A 16,868-nucleotide genomic window follows, 5' to 3' on the forward strand; every position below is an offset into this window, starting at 1 on the left:
ACCCGCTACGACAAACGCGCCCGCCACTATGAAGCCATGGTCACCCTCGCCTGCCTACGACTCTGGCTCCCCTGACTTTGCGGACACGACCTAGGGAAGCGTCGCGGCGTGCAGGGTCAGCGCGGTCCTTGCCACGCCGTCGGCCGCCCGCCGCAGGACGTCGGGGCCGGGCGCGGCCGTGTCGTCGGGGGCGGGGTCCGGGCCGGGTTCGTCGCAGCAGGCCACCTGGGCGATCCGTGTCTCGTACCGGTCCGGCGGGGGCTCCTGCTCGGACTTGGCTCGCGGGGACTGGGGCGGGTGCGCCGAGGGGGCATCGGCGTACGGCTCCTCCTTCTCCCGGCCGTCCTCCCGCGGCACGGCCTGGGGGTCCCGGGTCCGCTTCTTACGGGACTCCCCCGCCTCCTCGCGGGCGACCGCCGGTTCCAGCGCCCAGCGTTGCTCCCCGGATCCGTCCCGCCCGGTGACGATCACGTGCCGGCCCTTTCCGGGGGCGACGGCCAGTCCCTTGCCGCCGCGCGGCAGGAGTTCGCCGCGCACGGTCAGGTCGTAGCGCACGACCCCGGCGTGCACGAGACACCCGGCCAGGCCGACCGACCCCCCGGTCGTGTCGGAGCCGAGGCAGAGCGTCGGGTCGGCGGCGCTGCGCAGCAGACCGTCGTCCTGGTACGACCACTGCGGGGACCCGGCGGAGCAGGCGGCCAGCACGATACGGGCGTCGGCCCGGACCCGGCCGCCCCGGACGTCGAGGCACAGTCCGGCGTCGAGGTTGCGCAGCCGCCCACGGGCCACTTCGGCGGGGTTGCCCGCGGAGGCGGCCGACGGGGCGCCGGCCGGGGACGACTCCGTGGTCGGGGATCCCGCGCCGCCCGGGTCGACGGAGTGGCCGCTGACCGCTCCCCAGGTGGCCTGAGGACCGGCGGTACCGCTCTCCTCCGACCAGCCCCGGGCGGCGAGCAGGGTCGCGAGCAGCACGAGGGAGGTCAGCCCGACCGCGGCGGCCAGCGCTTTCGTGTGCCTCCTCGGAGGCCCGAGCCGGCCGCCCGCCGGCAGGGCGTGGGCCCGCAGGCGGTGGCGGCCACCGGCCGGGTGTGCGGGAAGGACGTTCGGGCCCCCGTCGCGGCCCGGCCGCGATTCGAGGTAGCGGCGGGCGCCCCAGCCGAGAACGGTCTCGACGAGCAGGTCGTCCAGACCGCCCTCGAAATGGCTGAGTTGCTCGGCGGCGTGACGGCAGTAGCGGCAGACCATGAGATGCCGTTGCACATCCGGCAGCAGAGCCCCGCCGCGGCGCATCGGAACGTCCAGCAAGCGGTTGTAGTACCGGCATTCCGGCGTCGGCGCGAGTTCCCGGTGCGCCCGTACGCACCCCGCCCGGAATTGCTCGCGCGCCTGCTCCAGAGCGGCCGACGCGGTACGGGGGTCCACGCCCAGCAGACCGGCCGGTACGGATATGGGCTCGGCCTCGACCTCCGTGTGCCAGAGCAGGCATTGGGAAGCCCCGGGAAGGGTCCGGAACGCGCGTTCCGCGAGGCGCCGTCTTTCGGAGGTCATGGACCGGGCGGCGCGCAGCCCGCGGGCACCGACGGGTTTGCGGAGTTCCGGCAGCACGACGGAAATGCCGTCGTCGGCGGCCCATTCCCCGACCGTGTCCCGCACGGCCGCGAGCAGGCGCGGACGCAGGGCACCGCCGCCCGGCCCGGCGAGTTCCCGGCGGAAAGCGGCCGCGGCCGCCATGGACGCCGAATCCGCCGAGGACGCCAGACAGATCACGGCGTACTCGTAGACGGCCCGCCAGTGCCGCGAGAGCAACAGCGCGACGGCGCGCGGGCCTTCACCGGGTTCGCCGACCCGGGCGAGCAGATTGCGGTCGGACTCCGCGGGCCCCGCTCCGGGTCGTGGCGGGTACGGCGGGCGTGGGGGGTACGGGGATTGCACTGAACCATTTCCTTCCAGCCGCAGGACGGCATGCGAATTGCGCGTCCGTCGGAAAGCAGGTGCGTGATTGGTGCATACCTATGCCGCGTCAGCCGCGGACTTGGGTGTGAGGCGGCTCACTTTCGCACATGCGACTCACAGGTAACAAGGAGTTCGGATGACCCGAGTTCAAAACGCCGGCAATTCAGATATGTTACCGGCGGTATCCGCACCGGTATTCGAAAACCGCGCTGTGGAGAGTCTCAAGTTGTGTGCACGCAAAGGCGGTTGGTACACGAAATCTCCAACTCCACAGCGCACTCCCATGTGACTCTCGGCGCGCTCTCAGCTCGGCGGGTCAGCATGGGCCGCATGATCGCCCCCCACCCTTCCGCCCCGGTCACCCCCGCCCGTACCACCCGCACCGTCCGCAAGGCGGTCGTGCCGGCCGCCGGCCTCGGCACCCGCTTCCTGCCCGCCACGAAGGCGACGCCCAAGGAGATGCTGCCGGTCGTCGACAAGCCGGCCATCCAGTACGTCGTCGAGGAGGCGGCAGCGGCGGGACTCGACGACGTCCTGATGGTCACCGGCCGGCACAAGCGGGCCATCGAGGACCACTTCGACCACGCCTTCGAACTGGAGCAGGCCCTCGCCGCCAAGGGCGACACCGTACGGCTCGACGCGGTGCGCGACCCGGGCCGGCTGGCGAGCATCCACCACATCCGGCAGGGCGACCCGCTCGGCCTCGGCCACGCCGTCCTGTGCGCCCGCCGGCACGTCGGCGACCAGCCCTTCGCGGTCCTCCTCGGCGACGACCTGATCGACCCGCGCGAGACGCTGCTCAGCCGGATGCTCGACGTCCGCGACCACCGGCTCGGCAGCGTGGTCGCCCTGCTGGAGGTCCCTCCGGAGCAGATCCACCTCTACGGCTGCGCCGCCGTCGAACCGACCGGCGAGGAGGACGTCGTCCGTGTCACCGGCCTGGTCGAGAAGCCGGCCCGGCAGGACGCGCCGAGCCGTTACGCCGTCATCGGGCGCTACGTCCTCGACCCGGCCGTCTTCGGCGTCCTGGAGCGCACCCCGCCGGGCCGGGGCGGGGAGATCCAGCTGACCGACGCCCTCCAGGAGCTGGCCGCGGGCGGCACGGTGCACGGGGTCGTCTTCAAGGGCCTGCGCTACGACACCGGCGACAGGGCGGACTACCTGCGCACGGTGGTCCGGCTGGCCTGCGACCGGCCCGACCTGGGACCGGAGTTCGTGGCATGGCTCAAGGGGTTCGTCGCGGAGCTGGACGGCGCACACCCGGCGTCCCCCGCGCGGCGGCACATCGCGGCCTGAGTCAACGCGAGGGCCCCGGCGCGGGGTTCACCCCTCGGCCGGAGCCTCAGCCGTGCGACAGCGCGCTCAGCCGTTGGGACGCAGCGTCCAGACGACCGTCATCTCGCCCGTCACGGCACCGTCGGCACGCTGGATGGCGATGGCCACCGGAAACTCGGGGCGCCCGCCGGCGTCCAGTTCGGCGACGACCTCGGCGGCCGGGCGGCCGAGGGTCGCGGTCGCCGTGACCGCGCCCATCGCCAGCTTCTTGTAGGCGATCTCGGCGCTGACGGCGAGCGGCACGGCACGCGAGAGCTGGTCGCCGAACGCGGCCAGCACGATCGCCCCGCTCGCGGACTCGCCGAGCGTGAACATCGCGCCGGCGTGCGGCCCGCCCACGTGGTTGTGGTAGTCGCTCTGGTCCGGCAGGGACACCACCGCCCGCTCCGGCGTGGTCTCGAGGAACTCGAGGTTCAGGGTCCGGGCCATGGGCACCGTGGCGGCGAGCATCTCGCCGATGGACATCTGGTCTGCGCTCATGCCCGCATGTTACTCACGAGTAGAGACGCCTGGCCAGGCCTTGGCCAGGCCGTGTGACGACCGCCGCATCGGTCCGCTGCACGGCGATTCGCGCCGCATCGTCCCCGCGTTGCTACGTCTCCGTCCACAGGCGGTGACCGAATCGTGTCGGGGCGCGGCTAGGGTGACTGCCCATGTGGCCAGGACAGCAGCCGCCCGGGGGCGAGCAGAACCCGCAAGCGAACAACCCGTACCAGCAGCCGGGGTACCAGCAGCCGAATCCGTACCAGCAGCCGGGCTATCAGCAACAGCCGGCCTACGGGCAGCAGCCGCAGTGGGGCGCCCCGGCGCCGGCCGGCGCGCCCCAGCCGCCGCAGGGCGGTGGCGGCGGCAACCGGACGAAGCTGGTCGCGATCATCGCGGCCACGGCGGTGGTCGTAGCGGCCGGCGTCACCGGCTTCCTGGTGCTGGGCGGCGACAAGGACGACACCGCTGACGGGAAGAACAAGAAGCCGGCCAAGGCCGCTTCCAAGGAGGCCTCCACGGAGCCGAGCGCCTCCGCTTCCGAGGGCAACCCGCGCGGCGGTGCGGAGGAGAAGGCGACCATCCCCGGCTGGAAGGTCGTCGTCAACACGCGCTTCGGCACCCAGTTCGACGTCCCCGCCGACTGGGAGATCGAGACTCCCGGTACGAGCGTGGGCTTCGAGTGGGAGAAGAAGGACGGTGAGATGGATCGCACCAGCGTCACCGCTCCCGCCTATCTGAAGTCCAAGTGGTGCACGAGCGACGACGACAAGGACGGCCGCGAGGACGACACCGCCCTGGCCACCGTCGGCACCCGCGGTGAGGACGGCGCGAAGACCACGGACGAGGCGGCCGAGACCCGCGTGCCGTGGTGGATCTTCGGCGGCTACACCCAGCCGGACAAGAAAAGCGTGAAGTTCACCAAGCCCAAGCCGTACACCACCAAGTCGGGCATCAAGGGCAGCGTCGCCACGGCGCACTCGGAGAACACCCCGCAGAACGGCAAGTGCGACAGCGACGGCAAGGCGATCACCTTCGCCTTCAAGAACGGCGCGGGCGACTTCGTCACCTGGAACCTGTACGGCGCCAAGGGCGTCAAGGGCGAGCTGTCCGAGGCGACCGTCCAGAAGATCCTCGGCACCGTGCGGCTCACCGAGGACGGGCCACAGGGAGCGTGACCGGCCTGGGCCGCGACAAAATCGTTTGGCAAGGGGCCGGGCCCCCGCGATAGTCACGGGGTGCCGACCACCAAGCGTCGCCCCGCCTGGGCGGGCCGCAACTACTCCCTGCTGACCGCCGCCGCGGTCGTCACCAATCTGGGCAGCCACGGCGCCCTGGTCGCGGCGGCGTTCGCCGTTCTCGGAGCGGGCGGTGACAGCGGTGACGTCGGCCTGGTGGCGGCGGCACGGACGCTCCCGCTGGTGCTCTTCCTGCTGATCGGCGGCGCCGTCGCGGACCGGCTGCCGCGGCACCATGTGATGGTCGCGGCCAACGCCCTGAACTGCCTTTCGCAGGCCGCCTTCGCCGCCCTCGTGCTGGCCGGGGAGCCCCTGCTGTGGCAGATGATGCTGCTCGCCGCCCTGGGCGGGACCGGCCAGGCCTTCTTCGGCCCGGCCGCCGAGGGCATGCTGATGTCCTCGGTCGACGGTGAGCAGGCGGGCCGCGCGTTCGCGGTGTTCCGTATGGCGATGCAGGGCGCGGCCCTGGGCGGTGCCGCGCTCGGCGGGGCCATGGTCGCCGCGATCGGGCCCGGCTGGGTGCTCGCGGCGGACGCCGCGGCCTTCGCGCTCGCCGGGGCGCTCCGTGCCTTCCTCGACGTCGGACACATCGCGCCGCGCGCACCGGGCGGCGGGATGATCGCCGATCTGCGGGAGGGCTGGCGGGAGTTCGCCGGCCGGCCCTGGCTCTGGGCGATCGTCCTTCAGTTCTCGATCGCCAACGCCGTGGTCGCCACCGCCGAAGCGGTGTACGGCCCGCTCGTCGCCCGCGACCACCTCGGGGGCGCGGGCCCCTGGGGCCTCTCCCTGGCGGCGTTCGGGGCCGGCACGGTCGCCGGCGCCCTGCTGATGACCCGCTGGAAACCCCGCCGTCTGCTCCTCGCGGGCACCCTGTGCGTGTTCCCCCTGGCCCTGCCCGCGGCCGCACTCGCCGTCCCGGTCCCCATCGGGGTCCTGTTCGTGGTGATGTTCGTCGCGGGCGCGACCGTGGAGGTGTTCGGCGTCTCCTGGATGACGGCCCTGCACCAGGAGATCCCCGAGGACAAGCTCTCCCGCGTCTCGGCGTACGACTGGTTCGGCTCCGTCGCGCTGTCTCCGCTCGCCACGGCCGGGGCGGGCCCGGCGGAGGAGGCGTTCGGCCGTACGACGGCACTGTGGGGCTGCGCGGGCCTGGTCGTCCTGGTCACGGCGGGCGCGCTGTGCGTACCGGACGTACGTAACCTACGACGCAGGACCACCCCGGTGGCCCAGGGCGGCGTCGAGCGCGCTTCAGCCGATACCGAACGCCCCGTCGGGGGGCTCGGGTGACGGCACGGCGTCCTCGTCCCGCACCGCCGGCGCGCCCCCGATGAACTGCCGCAGAGAAGAGCCGTGTTCGACCCGGGCCGGAAAGGCGTCGGCGGCCGTGCGCCGTGCCAGAGCGGTCAGGTCGATCTCGTGGTGTCCCGCCACGAGCACCGCGTTGCCGAACCGCCGCCCCCGCAGCACCCCCGGCTCGGCGATCAGCACGAGTTCCTCGAACGCCGTCGCCAGAGTGGCTAGCTGGGACCGCAGAAAGGCGAACGGCGCCGCGTCGGGGAGATTGGCGAGATAGATCCCGCCGTCCCGCAGCACCCGCGCGGCCTCGCGGACATAGGGAACGGAGGTGAGGTGCGCCGGCACCCGCGAACCGCCGAACACATCGGCGACGATCACATCGGCCGAGTCCGCCGCGGCCTTCTCCAGCCAGTCCCGCGCGTCCGCCGCGTGCAGCGCGACCCGGGCGCCCTCCGGCAACGGCAGATGCTCGGCCACCAGCTCCAGCAGCCCCCGGTCCGCCTCGACGACGTCCTGCCGTGATCCCGGCCGGGTGGCGGCCACATACCGGGGCAGCGTGAGCGCCCCGCCCCCGAGATGCACCACGTCCAGCACCCGCCCCGGCTCCGCCACGACATCCAGCACATGTCCGAGCCGCCGCGTGTACTCGAACTCCAGATGCGCCGGATCGTCCAGATCGACATACGACTGAGGCGCCCCGTCGACGGTCAGCAGCCAGGCCCTTTCCCGATCGACGTCGGGCATGAGCTTGGCGGTGCCGTGATCGACATCGAGGGTTACCGGGATGGACTCGTTCACGATCTCATTGTGCCTAAGTCGCGGCGCCCCTTCAGGGGCGCGGGGAACTGCGCGACCAGCCACAACCGGTCCCGCAGTCCCCCACCACCTCAACCCACCACGGTCACGGTCCCCGCCCCCACAGTCCGCCCACCCTCACGAATGGCAAACCCGAGCCCCGCCTCCAACGGCACCTCCCGCCCCAACTCCACGGTCATGACCACCGTGTCACCGGGCCGAGCGACGGCGACCCCGCCGAGGTCGACGTCCCCCACGACATCCGCCGTACGGATATAGAACTGCGGCCGATACCCACTGGAGACCGGAGTCGTACGCCCGCCCTCCCGAGCCGACAGCACATACACCTGCGCGGTGAACCGACGACTGGGCACGACACTCCCCGGCGCGGCGACCACATGCCCCCGCCGGACGACATCCCGCGCCACACCCCGCAGCAGCAACGCCACGCTGTCCCCGGCCTGCGCCTCCTCCATCGGCCTGCCGAAGGTCTCAAGACCCGTGACCACCGTCTCGACGGAGGCCCCGAGCACCTCGACCCGGTCCCCGACCCGCACCGTGCCCCGCTCCACCGCACCGGTCACCACGGTCCCCCGCCCGGTGATGGTCAGCACGTTCTCCACGGACAGCAGGAACGGCGCGTCCAGATACCGCTCCGGCATCGGCACATAGGTGTCGACCGCGTCGAGCAGCGCCTCGACGGACGCCGTCCAGCGCGGGTCCCCCGCCAGCGCCTTCAGACCCGAGACGCGTACGACGGGTACGGAGTCACCGCCGTAGCCGTGCGCGGTGAGCAGGTCGCGTACCTCCAGCTCGACCAGGTCGGTCAGCTCCTCGTCACCCGCGTCGGCCTTGTTGAGGGCGACGACGATGTGGTCGACACCCACCTGCCGGGCGAGCAGCACGTGTTCGGCGGTCTGCGGCATGATCCCGTCGAGCGCGGAGACGACGAGGATCGCCCCGTCGAGCTGCGCGGCGCCGGTGACCATGTTCTTGACGTAGTCGGCATGGCCCGGCATGTCGACGTGCGCGTAGTGCCGTGTGTCGGTCTCGTACTCCACGTGCGCGATGTTGATGGTGATGCCGCGCGCCGCCTCCTCGGGCGCCCGGTCGATCCGGTCGAACGGCACGAACGCGCCGTTGCCGCGGTCGGCGAGGACCTTGGTGATGGCGGCGGTCAGGGTGGTCTTGCCGTGGTCGACATGACCCATCGTGCCGATGTTGAGATGCGGTTTCGTACGGACATAGGCCGTCTTGGACATGGCTGTACCTCGAAGCGTCTAGTCATGAAGTGGGACCCCGAGGACCTGCCCGACCCTCCCCTTGCGGGGTCCGACCGGACGAACCGGAGAGGGTCAGCTTCGGGCGCCGTCTGCAACGGCTGTGGGAGCTACGACGGCAGCCTTCGGGGCATCCGTGACCACGGATGCTGCGAGGGTGAAGGCCTGCCGGAACATGACGTCGATCCTTGCCGACGCTTTACCGCACGTCGAATGGTTTTCGGGGGGCCGTACGCAAGGAAGCGTTCAACTGCCTGTGACGCTGGTGAGACGAACCATACGGCGATCACACATATTTGTCGGTTAGTGTCGCCGGATGCTCGATGCCACCACCCGCTCTGGGGGCACCGCCACGGCCTCTCCCCGGGCCAGCACCGCGGAGCTCGCCGTCGCCGCTTCCCCGGCAACGACCGCCTCGCCCGCCGTACCGACCCATTTCGCCGCTCGCTGCACGAGAGTGCTGCTCTCCCCGTGGACGCGGCTGTCCCTGCTCGTCGCCCTGCTCGCCGGGGGCGCCTGCGCCGTGCTGCTCTTCGAGCCGCAGCGGCTGCTGACCGAGGGCTGGCCGCCGCAGCTCGGCGGAGCCGCGGCGGCGGTGGTGTTCGCTGTGGCGTACGGCGTGTGCACCGTGGCGTTCGTGCCGAGGCCGCTGCTGAACCTCGCCGCGGGTGCGCTGTTCGGTTCCCAGCTCGGCACCGGCACGGCTCTGGCGGGCACGGTGCTGGGTGCCGGCATCGCCTTCTGCCTGGGCCGGGCGCTGGGCCAGGACGCCCTGCGGCCGTTGCTGCGCGGGCGCTGGCTGAAGGCGGTGGACGGCCAGCTCAGCCGGCACGGCTTCCGCTCGATGCTGGCGGTGCGGCTGTTCCCCGGCGTGCCGTTCTGGGCCGCGAACTACTGCGCCTCCTTCTCCCGTATGGGCCTGCTGCCGTTCCTGCTGGCGACGGGCCTCGGCTCCATCCCGAACACCGCCGCCTACGTGGTCGCCGGAGCCCGCGCCTCCACGCCGACGTCCCCCGCCTTCCTGATCGCCCTGGCGTGCATCGCCGTGCCCGCGCTGGTGGGCGTGGTGCTGGCGTGGCGCAAGCGGCACCAGCTGCGCCGCCTCTGACGAACCGTTACGCCGAACCGAACCGGGGCCCGGCCCCGGTCACACCCGTTCGAGGACGAGGGCGTTGGCGAGCCCGCCCGCCTCGCACATCGTCTGGAGCCCGTACCGAGCGCCCCGTTCCCGCATCGCGTGCACGAGCGTCGTCGTCAGACGGGTCCCGCTCGCGCCGAGGGGATGACCGAGAGCGATGGCGCCGCCGTGCACATTGACCCGGGCGAGATCGGCGCCGGTCTCCTGCTGCCAGGCCAGTACGACACTGGAGAACGCCTCGTTGACCTCGAACAGGTCGATGTCGTCGAGGGACAGCGACGCCCTGCGCAGCACCTTCTCGGTCGCCGGGACGACGCCGGTCAGCATCAGCAGCGGGTCGGATCCGGTGACGGCGAAGCTGTGCAGCCGGGCCAGCGGGCGCAGACCGAGCCGGGCGGCCGTCTCGCTCGACGTGATGAGCACCGCCGAGGCGCCGTCGTTGACCGGGCTTGCGTTGCCCGCCGTGACGTTCCACTCGATCTGCGGGAAGCGTTCGGCGAAACCGGGGTCGTAGTAGGCGGGCTTGAGCCCGGCGAGGATCTCGGTGGTGCTGCCGGGCCGTACGCACTCGTCGCGTGTGACGCCCTCCAGCGGCGCGGTCTCGGCGTCGAAGAGGCCGTTCTCCCAGGCCGCGGCGGCCTTCTCATGAGAGGAGACCGCGAAGGCGTCCATCCGCTCGCGGCCGATCGACCACTTGGCGGCGATCAGCTCGGCGCTGACGCCCTGCGGGACGAGCCCCTCGGGGTACCGCTCGGCCACGCCCGGGCCGAAGGGATCCTTGCCGGCGGGCACGTTCGACCACATCGGCACCCGGCTCATCGACTCGACCCCGCAGGCCACGACGAGGTCGTAGGCGCCCGAGAGCACGCCCTGCGCCGCGAAGTGCACGGCCTGCTGCGAGGAGCCGCACTGGCGGTCCACGGTGGTCGCGGGCACCGACTCCGGGAAGCCCGCCGAGAGGACGGCGTAGCGGGTGGTGTTCATGGCCTGCTCGCCGACCTGGTCGACGGTGCCGCCGATGACGTCGTCGATCAGTGCCGGGTCGACACCGGACCGTTCGACGAGGGTGCGCAGGGTGTGGGCGAGCAGCTCCACGGGGTGGACGTGCGCGAGGGCGCCGTTCTCCTTGCCCTTGCCGATCGGGGTGCGTACGGCTTCGACGATGACTGCGTCACGCATGGTGCGGGCCTCCATGACTACCAGGGACTACCAGGGACTACCAGTGAGTAGGAAATCCGAACTCACCGTAGCCTGGTGAGTTGGAAAATCCAACCCTCTCCTAGACTGAGCGGCATGGCCGCCAGCAAAGACCCACGCCCCTGCTCCATCGCCGACACCCTCGCGCTCGTGGGCGAGAAGTACTCCCTGCTCGTACTGCGGGAGGTGTGCCTCGGCAACGGCCGTTTCGATCAGCTGGTGCGCAACATCGGCGCCCCGCGCGACATCCTCGCCACGCGGCTGCGCCGGCTCGTCGACGCCGGGATCCTGGCCAAGCGGCCCTACAGCGAGCGCCCGCAGCGCTTCGAGTACCGGCCCACGCAGGCCGGACTGGAGCTGGAGCCCGTGCTGATGACCCTCATGGCGTGGGGCGACCGCCATCTGCGGACGGGGGGCGAGCGCCCGATGGTCCTCGAGCACTCCTGCGGCCGGGCACTCGCCCCGGCCGTCACGTGCCGGGCCTGCGGAGACGAGGTCCGCCACGAGGACCTCACGGCCCGCCCCCAGGCGCCCGGCTGGACGGTGACCGGCCCGACGGCGGCCTGATCCGGCCACCCCACGGGCCGCCTTCCAAACCCCTGTGTCCCAGGGGTCATCCGGGGACGCTACGCTTCCCCCTCGGCACACCTGATCCCACGGTCATCTCATATGGCGGCCCGGTGTGCCCGTCGTCCGTCCCACATCGGCACTTGGACTCCGCTACCTCATGTCTTGGTTCGAATCACTCATCCTCGGACTCGTCCAGGGGCTGACCGAGTTCCTCCCCGTCTCCTCCAGCGCGCATCTGCGGCTGACGGCGGCCTTCTCGGGCTGGGAGGACCCGGGCGCGGCCTTCACGGCGATCACCCAGATCGGCACGGAAGCCGCCGTGCTGATCTACTTCCGCAAGGACATCGGGCGGATCCTGTCCGCGTGGACGCGCTCGCTGACCGACAAGACGCTGCGCAGTGACCCCGACGCCCGGATGGGCTGGCTCGTCATCGTCGGCTCGATCCCGATCGGCGTGCTCGGCGTGACGCTGAAGGACCAGATCGAGGGCCCGTTCCGCGATCTGCGCCTCACCGCCACGATGCTGATCGGCATGGGCATCGTCCTGGGCGTCGCCGACCGCCTCGCCGCCCGGGACGAGAAGAGCGGCCGCCACCGCGCGCCCAAGCAGCGCAAGGCCCTGGAGGACCTGGGCGTCCGGGACGGACTGATCTACGGCGCCTGCCAGGCCATGGCCCTGATCCCGGGTGTCTCCCGCTCCGGCGCCACCATCAGCGGCGGCCTGTTCATGGGCTACACGCGCGAGGCCGCGGCCCGCTACTCCTTCCTGCTGGCCATCCCGGCGGTGCTTGCCTCCGGGCTGTTCGAGCTCAAGGACGCGACGGAGGGCGGCCATGTCTCGTGGGGCCCGACGATCTTCGCGACGATCATCGCCTTCGCGGTCGGATACGCGGTGATCGCGTGGTTCATGAAGTTCATCACCACCAAGAGCTTCATGCCGTTCGTCTACTACCGCATCGCCCTCGGCATCCTCATCATCGTCCTGGTGTCGATGGGTGAGCTGAGCCCGCACGCGGCCGAGTCGGCGGGCTGACCCGGCGGCCTGTGAGCCGCGTCTCGTGACCAACCGCATAGGGATCCCGTAGCCGTCCGGTAGCGGGCTGTCAGTGGGTGCCCCTAGGCTTGCCCGCATGTCCCCCGATTTCTCGACCCCTGGTTCCGTGCGGTCCGCCGCCGAGGTCAACGAGGAGATCCGTGCGCTCTGGCGGCGCACGGGCGGCAAGCTGTCCGCCGAGGAGCGCGCGGAGTACGAGTTCCTGGTCGTCGAGTGGGCGGCCGCGATCCGTGGCGAGGTCGTCGAAGCGGCCTGACCGCCCCCACCTCCGTCTCTCCTCCTCAACCACCCCTTTGCGTCACACCTCTTGGCTCCGCACCCTCCATGCCCAACACTGAGCCGATGACGCAGCGCGTGGAGCTCGCTACCGTGAGGGACCGACTGGCCGTCGACGGGCTGATCACCGACTACGCGGTGGCGGTCGACGACGGCGACTGGGAGGCGTACCGGGGCCTGTTCGCCCCGGAGGGGCGGGCGGACTACCGCTCGGCCGGCGGCATCGAGGGGGAGGCCACGGCGGTCGCCGCCTGGCTCGCCGAGAGCATGCGGCTGTTCACCATGCGGCAGCACCTGATCGTCAACCGGCGGATGCGCTTCGGCATCTGGGAACAGGACACCGGCGACACCGCCCAGGTCCAGGCCGACTACGTCAACCCCATGGCCACCGCGGGCCCCGCGCCCGACTTCGTGTGCGGCGGCCGGTACGCCTTCGCCCTGCTGCGCACGGCCGACGGCTGGCGGCTGAGCGCGGTCGTCGTCCAGGAGAAGTGGCGGCGCCTTCCCGAGCGGCAGAAGGCACCTGTGGTCCACTGACCCGGCGTCCTCTGTCCTAGATCGTCCGCAGGGCGCACACTGGAGGCACCCGCGGGGTAGGAGGCGCCTATGAAGACGCTCGGCCACTGGCTCGCCTCCCCGTGGCGGCGCTCGGCCGCCGCCGCGATCGCGGGCGCCCTTCCCGTACTCGCCTACCCCGCCCCGTCCCTGTGGTGGTGCGCCTACGTCGCGCTGGTCCCCTGGCTCCTGCTGCTGCGCACCGCGCCGACCGGGAAGCGCGCGGCGTACGACGGCTGGTGGGGCGGCTTCGGCTTCATGCTGGCGATGCACCACTGGCTGCTGCCCTTCCTGCACGTCTTCACGTTCGTCCTCGCCGCGCTGCTCGGCGCCCTGTGGGCCCTGTGGGGCCGGCTCGCGCACCGGCTGCTGGCAGGCGCCCCCTCCCGGCGGCGGATCGCGGCCGCCCTCCTCGTCCTGCCGTCCGGCTGGCTGGCCGTCGAGCTGATCCGCTCCTGGCAGGGCCTCGGCGGCCCCTGGGGCATGCTCGGCTCCAGCCAGTGGCAGGTGGAACCGGCACTGCGGCTCGCCTCGGTCGGCGGCGTCTGGCTGCTGAGCTTCCTGGTCGTCGCGGTCAACGTCGCCGTCGTCGTCCTGGTGGCGGTCCAACGGGCCCGTGTGCCCGCCCTGGCCGGTCTCGTCGCCACGGCCGCCGCCACCTCGGCGGCCTGGGCCTTCTCGCCCCGCCCGGACGTCGACGGCGAGGTCAGGGTCGCCGTGGTCCAGCCGGGCGTCATCGACGGCGGCAAGAGCGCGGACCGCCGCTTCGAGCGGGAGGAACAGCTCACCCGACGGCTCGCCGGGCAGGACGTCGACCTGATCGTCTGGGGCGAGAGCAGTGTCGGCTTCGATCTCGGGGACCGGCCCGACCTCGCCCGGCGGCTCGCGGCACTGTCCCGCGCGACGGACGCCGGCGTCCTGGTCAACGTGGACGCCCGGCGCTCCGACAAGCCCGGCATCTACAAGAGCTCGATCCTGGTCGGCCCGGACGGCCTGACCGGCGAGCGCTACGACAAGATGCGGCTCGTGCCGTTCGGCGAGTACGTCCCGGCCCGCTCCCTGCTCGGCTGGGCCACCTCCGTCGGCAAGGCGGCGGGCGAGGACCGCAGGCGCGGCTCCCAGCCGGTCGTGATGAACGTGGGGAACGGACTGCGCGTCGGCCCGATGGTGTGCTTCGAGACCGCCTTCCCCGACATGACCCGCCACCTCGCCCGGGAAGGCGCGGATGTGCTGGTCGGCCAGTCGTCGACGTCCACCTTCCAGCAGAGCTGGGCGCCCGAGCAGCACGCGTCGCTGGCCGCGCTGCGTGCCGCCGAGACCGGCCGTCCGATGGTCCACGCGACGCTGACCGGTGTCTCGGCCGTCTACGGCCCGAGCGGACAGCGGATCGGACCGTGGCTCGGGACGGACGCGTCCGCCGCGCAGGTCTACGAGGTCCCCCTCGCCCACGGCACGACGCCGTACGTCCGCCTCGGCGACTGGACGGCGCACGCGGCACTGCTGATCCTCGCCGCCTGGGCCGCCGGCGAGGGCGTACGGACCCTGCGGCTCAGGCGGTCCGCTCCTGAACCGCGCGTACGACCCGCTCGCACAGTTCATGGGTCTCCAGCGCGTCCTGGGCGCTGAGCACCTTCCCCGCACGGACCGCGTCCAGGAACGCCAGCACCGCCTGCTCGATCCCGCGCTGCCGGGCCACCGGCACCCAGTCCCCGCGCCGCCTGACGGTCGGCTGCCCCTTGTGGTCGACCACCTCGGCGAGGTTGATCACCTGTCGCTTGGTGTCCTGTCCGGACACCTCGAGGATCTCCTCGGCCGAACCGCTGAGCCGGTTCATCACACCCAGCGCGGTGAAGCCGTCCCCGGCGAGCTGGAGCACCAGGTGGTGCAGCAGACCGTCCCGGACGCGGGCGCGCACGGTCACGTCGTCGACCTCGCCGGGCGCCAGGAACCGCAGGGTGTCGACGACGTGGATGAAGTCGTCGAGGATCATCGTGCGCGGCTCCTCCGGCAGCCCGATGCGGTTCTTCTGCATCAGGATCAGCTCGCGCGGATGGTCGGCGCACTGCGCGTAGCCGGGGGCGTAGCGCCGGTTGAACCCGACGGCGAGGCTCACGTCCCGCTCCTCGGCGAGCGCCACCAGCCGCGCGGAGTCGTCGAGTTCGTAGGCCAGCGGCTTGTCGACGTACGTCGGTACGCCCGCTTCCAGCAGTCGCGTCACGATCTCCGGGTGCACGAGCGTCGGCGCGTGCACGAAGGCCGCGTCGAGGCCTTGGTCCAGGAGGGAGTCGAGGGTGGTGTGCCGCCGCTCGCGCGGGACGTGGAGGCCGTCGGCGACGCGGTCGAGCGTGGCGGGTGTACGGGTCTGCAGGTGCAGTTCGACCCCGGGCCGGAAGGCGAGGACCGGGAGGTAGGCCTTCTGCGCGATGTCGCCGAGTCCGATGCAGCCGACCTTCACGGGATGCTCCTCCAACGGTTGCCTTCCGGGGTCTGCTCGGAAGCATACGGCCGCTGCGGGGGCCGCCAGTCGGCGATGCCGTCGAAGCCGCGCAGGAACAGGGCGGGCCCGGCCTTCGACAGTGCGGCGACGGCCGTGTCGCGTGCGGCGATCCCGGCGCGGCTGGTCATGAGGTTGAGACGGGCGACCTGGTTGGCCTTCCGTGCGACGGCGGTCGTACGGGGCAGCCGGGCGGCGGTGTAGGCGGGGAGGTCGTCGCAGTGGTGGGCGAGGACGATCGCGTCCTCGATGGCCTGATTGCCGCCCTGACCGAGGGTCGGGGGCATGGCGTGCGCGGCGTCGCCGACGAGGGCGACCCGGCCTCGGTGGTAGGCGGGCAGGGGCTCGGCGATGTGGTGGACGTCGTGACGCAGGACGTCGTCGGGACGGGCGGCGGCGAGCACGGCGGGGATCGGGTCGTGCCAGTCGCCGAAGCGGCGGAGCAGCTCGGCCTTCTCGTCGTCGGGCGCGTGTCCGCCGACGGGTGTCACGGCGGCGGCGTAGGCGTAGACGCGGCCGTCCTTGAGCGGGTGCGTGCCCCAGATGCGACCCCTCCCCCAGGTCTCGTGCGAGGCGAACTCGGCACCGGGGACGGGGATCACGACCCGCCAGGTGGTGAATCCCGAGTACACCGTCCCGGAGTGTCCGGGAAAGAGCGCCCGGCGTACGGCGGACCGGACTCCGTCGGCACCCACCACCAGGTCGGCCTCCAGCTCTCCGTCCGCGGTGACGACCCGGGCGGGCCGGCCGGTGTCACCGCTGTCGGCCAGGGTCGCTGAGGCGGCCGTACGGACGGCGTCGGGCGGGAGCTGTGCCGCCAGGTGCTCGACGAGGGTGGCGCGGTGCAGCAGCACGAGCGGGCCGCCGAAGCGCTCGGTGGCGGCGTCGGCGGAGGAGCGCGAGAGCCACCGCCCGGACGGTGTGCGCAGCCCGCCGTCACCCGCCCAGGCGGCGAGGCCGCGGATCTTGTCGCCGAGGCCGATGACGTCCAGCGCGCGCAGGGAGTTGGGAGCGAGGGAGATCGCGGCGCCGACCGGCTCCAGCGAGCGGGCGCGCTCCAGCACCGTGACACGCCAGCCGCGCAGGTGCAGCGCGGCCGCCGCGGTGAGACCTCCGATACCGCCGCCGATCACGACGGCCCGCCTCGTCCGCGCCATGGCTCCTCCTCGAAACAGCGTCGACTACATCTGTAGTGCGTTGTCGA

General features: G+C 72.1%; 16 protein-coding genes. 9 read left to right on the forward strand and 7 right to left on the reverse strand.

Annotated elements, in window-relative coordinates:
- Positions 1–90 precede the first annotated feature (90 nt).
- A complete protein-coding gene (locus ACFT32_RS42960; protein WP_382500085.1) occupies positions 91–1,932 on the reverse strand; it encodes a ricin-type beta-trefoil lectin domain protein in 1,842 nt (613 codons plus the stop codon).
- Positions 1,933–2,283: 351 nt separating this feature from the next.
- Between ACFT32_RS42960 and galU the strand changes: the two genes are divergently transcribed.
- Complete coding sequence (gene galU, locus ACFT32_RS42965) at positions 2,284–3,249, forward strand: UTP--glucose-1-phosphate uridylyltransferase GalU (RefSeq protein WP_382500087.1); 966 nt, start codon at positions 2,284–2,286, stop codon at positions 3,247–3,249.
- 66 nt (positions 3,250–3,315) lie between these two features.
- Here the strand turns inward: galU and ACFT32_RS42970 are convergent, their stop codons facing one another.
- On the reverse strand, positions 3,316–3,768 hold the full coding sequence (locus ACFT32_RS42970; RefSeq protein ID WP_189724504.1) for a DUF4442 domain-containing protein: 453 nt from the start codon (positions 3,766–3,768) through the stop codon (positions 3,316–3,318).
- A gap of 173 nt (positions 3,769–3,941) precedes the next feature.
- Between ACFT32_RS42970 and ACFT32_RS42975 the strand changes: the two genes are divergently transcribed.
- Together ACFT32_RS42975 and ACFT32_RS42980 are read left to right on the forward strand one after the other, a co-directional pair.
- The gene (locus ACFT32_RS42975) at positions 3,942–4,949 is read left to right on the forward strand and encodes a hypothetical protein (protein ID WP_382500090.1); all 1,008 of its coding nucleotides are present in this window, start codon (positions 3,942–3,944) and stop codon (positions 4,947–4,949) included.
- Between the two features lie 60 nt (positions 4,950–5,009).
- Positions 5,010–6,296 (forward strand): MFS transporter, encoded by a 1,287-nt coding sequence (locus tag ACFT32_RS42980; RefSeq protein ID WP_382500092.1) that lies wholly within the window; start codon positions 5,010–5,012, stop codon positions 6,294–6,296.
- On the opposite strand, the gene ACFT32_RS42985 is transcribed toward ACFT32_RS42980, so the two are convergent.
- The gene (locus ACFT32_RS42985) at positions 6,258–7,103 is read right to left on the reverse strand and encodes a spermidine synthase (RefSeq protein WP_382500094.1); all 846 of its coding nucleotides are present in this window, start codon (positions 7,101–7,103) and stop codon (positions 6,258–6,260) included. The genes ACFT32_RS42980 and ACFT32_RS42985 overlap by 39 nt on opposite strands.
- A gap of 89 nt (positions 7,104–7,192) precedes the next feature.
- Positions 7,193–8,362, reverse strand: coding sequence for an elongation factor Tu (gene tuf, locus ACFT32_RS42990; RefSeq protein ID WP_382500097.1), 1,170 nt, complete (start codon positions 8,360–8,362; stop codon positions 7,193–7,195).
- A 334-nt stretch (positions 8,363–8,696) separates the two neighbouring features.
- Here tuf and ACFT32_RS42995 point away from each other — a divergent pair, with 334 nt between their 5' ends.
- Complete coding sequence (locus ACFT32_RS42995) at positions 8,697–9,488, forward strand: TVP38/TMEM64 family protein (RefSeq protein WP_382500099.1); 792 nt, start codon at positions 8,697–8,699, stop codon at positions 9,486–9,488.
- Positions 9,489–9,527: 39 nt separating this feature from the next.
- Here ACFT32_RS42995 and ACFT32_RS43000 read toward each other — a convergent pair whose 3' ends face one another.
- Complete coding sequence (locus tag ACFT32_RS43000; RefSeq protein WP_382500101.1) at positions 9,528–10,697, reverse strand: thiolase family protein; 1,170 nt, start codon at positions 10,695–10,697, stop codon at positions 9,528–9,530.
- Between the two features lie 114 nt (positions 10,698–10,811).
- Here ACFT32_RS43000 and ACFT32_RS43005 point away from each other — a divergent pair, with 114 nt between their 5' ends.
- The 5 genes from ACFT32_RS43005 (at position 10,812) to lnt (ending at position 14,796) form a co-directional block, all read left to right on the forward strand.
- Positions 10,812–11,282: a winged helix-turn-helix transcriptional regulator gene (locus ACFT32_RS43005; RefSeq protein ID WP_382500104.1), complete on the forward strand. Its 471-nt coding sequence runs from the start codon at positions 10,812–10,814 to the stop codon at positions 11,280–11,282.
- Between the two features lie 160 nt (positions 11,283–11,442).
- Entirely contained in the window at positions 11,443–12,318 is an 876-nt protein-coding gene (locus ACFT32_RS43010; RefSeq protein WP_382500106.1) for an undecaprenyl-diphosphate phosphatase, read from the forward strand.
- A 97-nt stretch (positions 12,319–12,415) separates the two neighbouring features.
- A complete protein-coding gene (locus ACFT32_RS43015; RefSeq protein ID WP_184599516.1) occupies positions 12,416–12,595 on the forward strand; it encodes a hypothetical protein in 180 nt (59 codons plus the stop codon).
- 86 nt (positions 12,596–12,681) lie between these two features.
- The gene (locus tag ACFT32_RS43020; RefSeq protein ID WP_382500108.1) at positions 12,682–13,152 is read left to right on the forward strand and encodes a nuclear transport factor 2 family protein; all 471 of its coding nucleotides are present in this window, start codon (positions 12,682–12,684) and stop codon (positions 13,150–13,152) included.
- A 69-nt stretch (positions 13,153–13,221) separates the two neighbouring features.
- Entirely contained in the window at positions 13,222–14,796 is a 1,575-nt protein-coding gene (lnt, locus tag ACFT32_RS43025) for an apolipoprotein N-acyltransferase (RefSeq protein ID WP_382500110.1), read from the forward strand.
- On the opposite strand, the gene ACFT32_RS43030 is transcribed toward lnt, so the two are convergent.
- Positions 14,720–15,625, reverse strand: a complete 906-nt coding sequence (locus ACFT32_RS43030; protein ID WP_382500112.1) for a Gfo/Idh/MocA family protein — start codon at positions 15,623–15,625, stop codon at positions 14,720–14,722. The two genes, lnt and ACFT32_RS43030, sit on opposite strands and share 77 nt — an antisense overlap.
- Positions 15,622–16,821, reverse strand: a complete 1,200-nt coding sequence (locus tag ACFT32_RS43035) for an FAD-dependent monooxygenase (RefSeq protein WP_382500114.1) — start codon at positions 16,819–16,821, stop codon at positions 15,622–15,624. Before ACFT32_RS43035 ends, ACFT32_RS43030 begins: the two co-directional genes overlap by 4 nt.
- Positions 16,822–16,868 lie beyond the last annotated feature (47 nt).

Source organism: Streptomyces sp. NPDC057002, assembly GCF_042673825.1.
GTDB lineage: Bacteria > Actinomycetota > Actinomycetes > Streptomycetales > Streptomycetaceae > Streptomyces.

Coding starts and splice junctions, on each gene's coding strand:
- galU (WP_382500087.1), top strand. CDS start 2,284: ATGATCGCCCCCCACCCTTCCGCCCCGGTCACCCCCGCCCGTACCACC.
- ACFT32_RS42970 (WP_189724504.1), bottom strand. CDS start 3,768: ATGAGCGCAGACCAGATGTCCATCGGCGAGATGCTCGCCGCCACGGTG.
- ACFT32_RS42975 (WP_382500090.1), top strand. CDS start 3,942: ATGTGGCCAGGACAGCAGCCGCCCGGGGGCGAGCAGAACCCGCAAGCG.
- tuf (WP_382500097.1), bottom strand. CDS start 8,362: ATGTCCAAGACGGCCTATGTCCGTACGAAACCGCATCTCAACATCGGC.
- ACFT32_RS42995 (WP_382500099.1), top strand. CDS start 8,697: ATGCTCGATGCCACCACCCGCTCTGGGGGCACCGCCACGGCCTCTCCC.
- ACFT32_RS43000 (WP_382500101.1), bottom strand. CDS start 10,697: ATGCGTGACGCAGTCATCGTCGAAGCCGTACGCACCCCGATCGGCAAG.
- ACFT32_RS43005 (WP_382500104.1), top strand. CDS start 10,812: ATGGCCGCCAGCAAAGACCCACGCCCCTGCTCCATCGCCGACACCCTC.
- ACFT32_RS43010 (WP_382500106.1), top strand. CDS start 11,443: ATGTCTTGGTTCGAATCACTCATCCTCGGACTCGTCCAGGGGCTGACC.
- ACFT32_RS43015 (WP_184599516.1), top strand. CDS start 12,416: ATGTCCCCCGATTTCTCGACCCCTGGTTCCGTGCGGTCCGCCGCCGAG.
- ACFT32_RS43020 (WP_382500108.1), top strand. CDS start 12,682: ATGACGCAGCGCGTGGAGCTCGCTACCGTGAGGGACCGACTGGCCGTC.
- lnt (WP_382500110.1), top strand. CDS start 13,222: ATGAAGACGCTCGGCCACTGGCTCGCCTCCCCGTGGCGGCGCTCGGCC.
- ACFT32_RS43035 (WP_382500114.1), bottom strand. CDS start 16,821: ATGGCGCGGACGAGGCGGGCCGTCGTGATCGGCGGCGGTATCGGAGGT.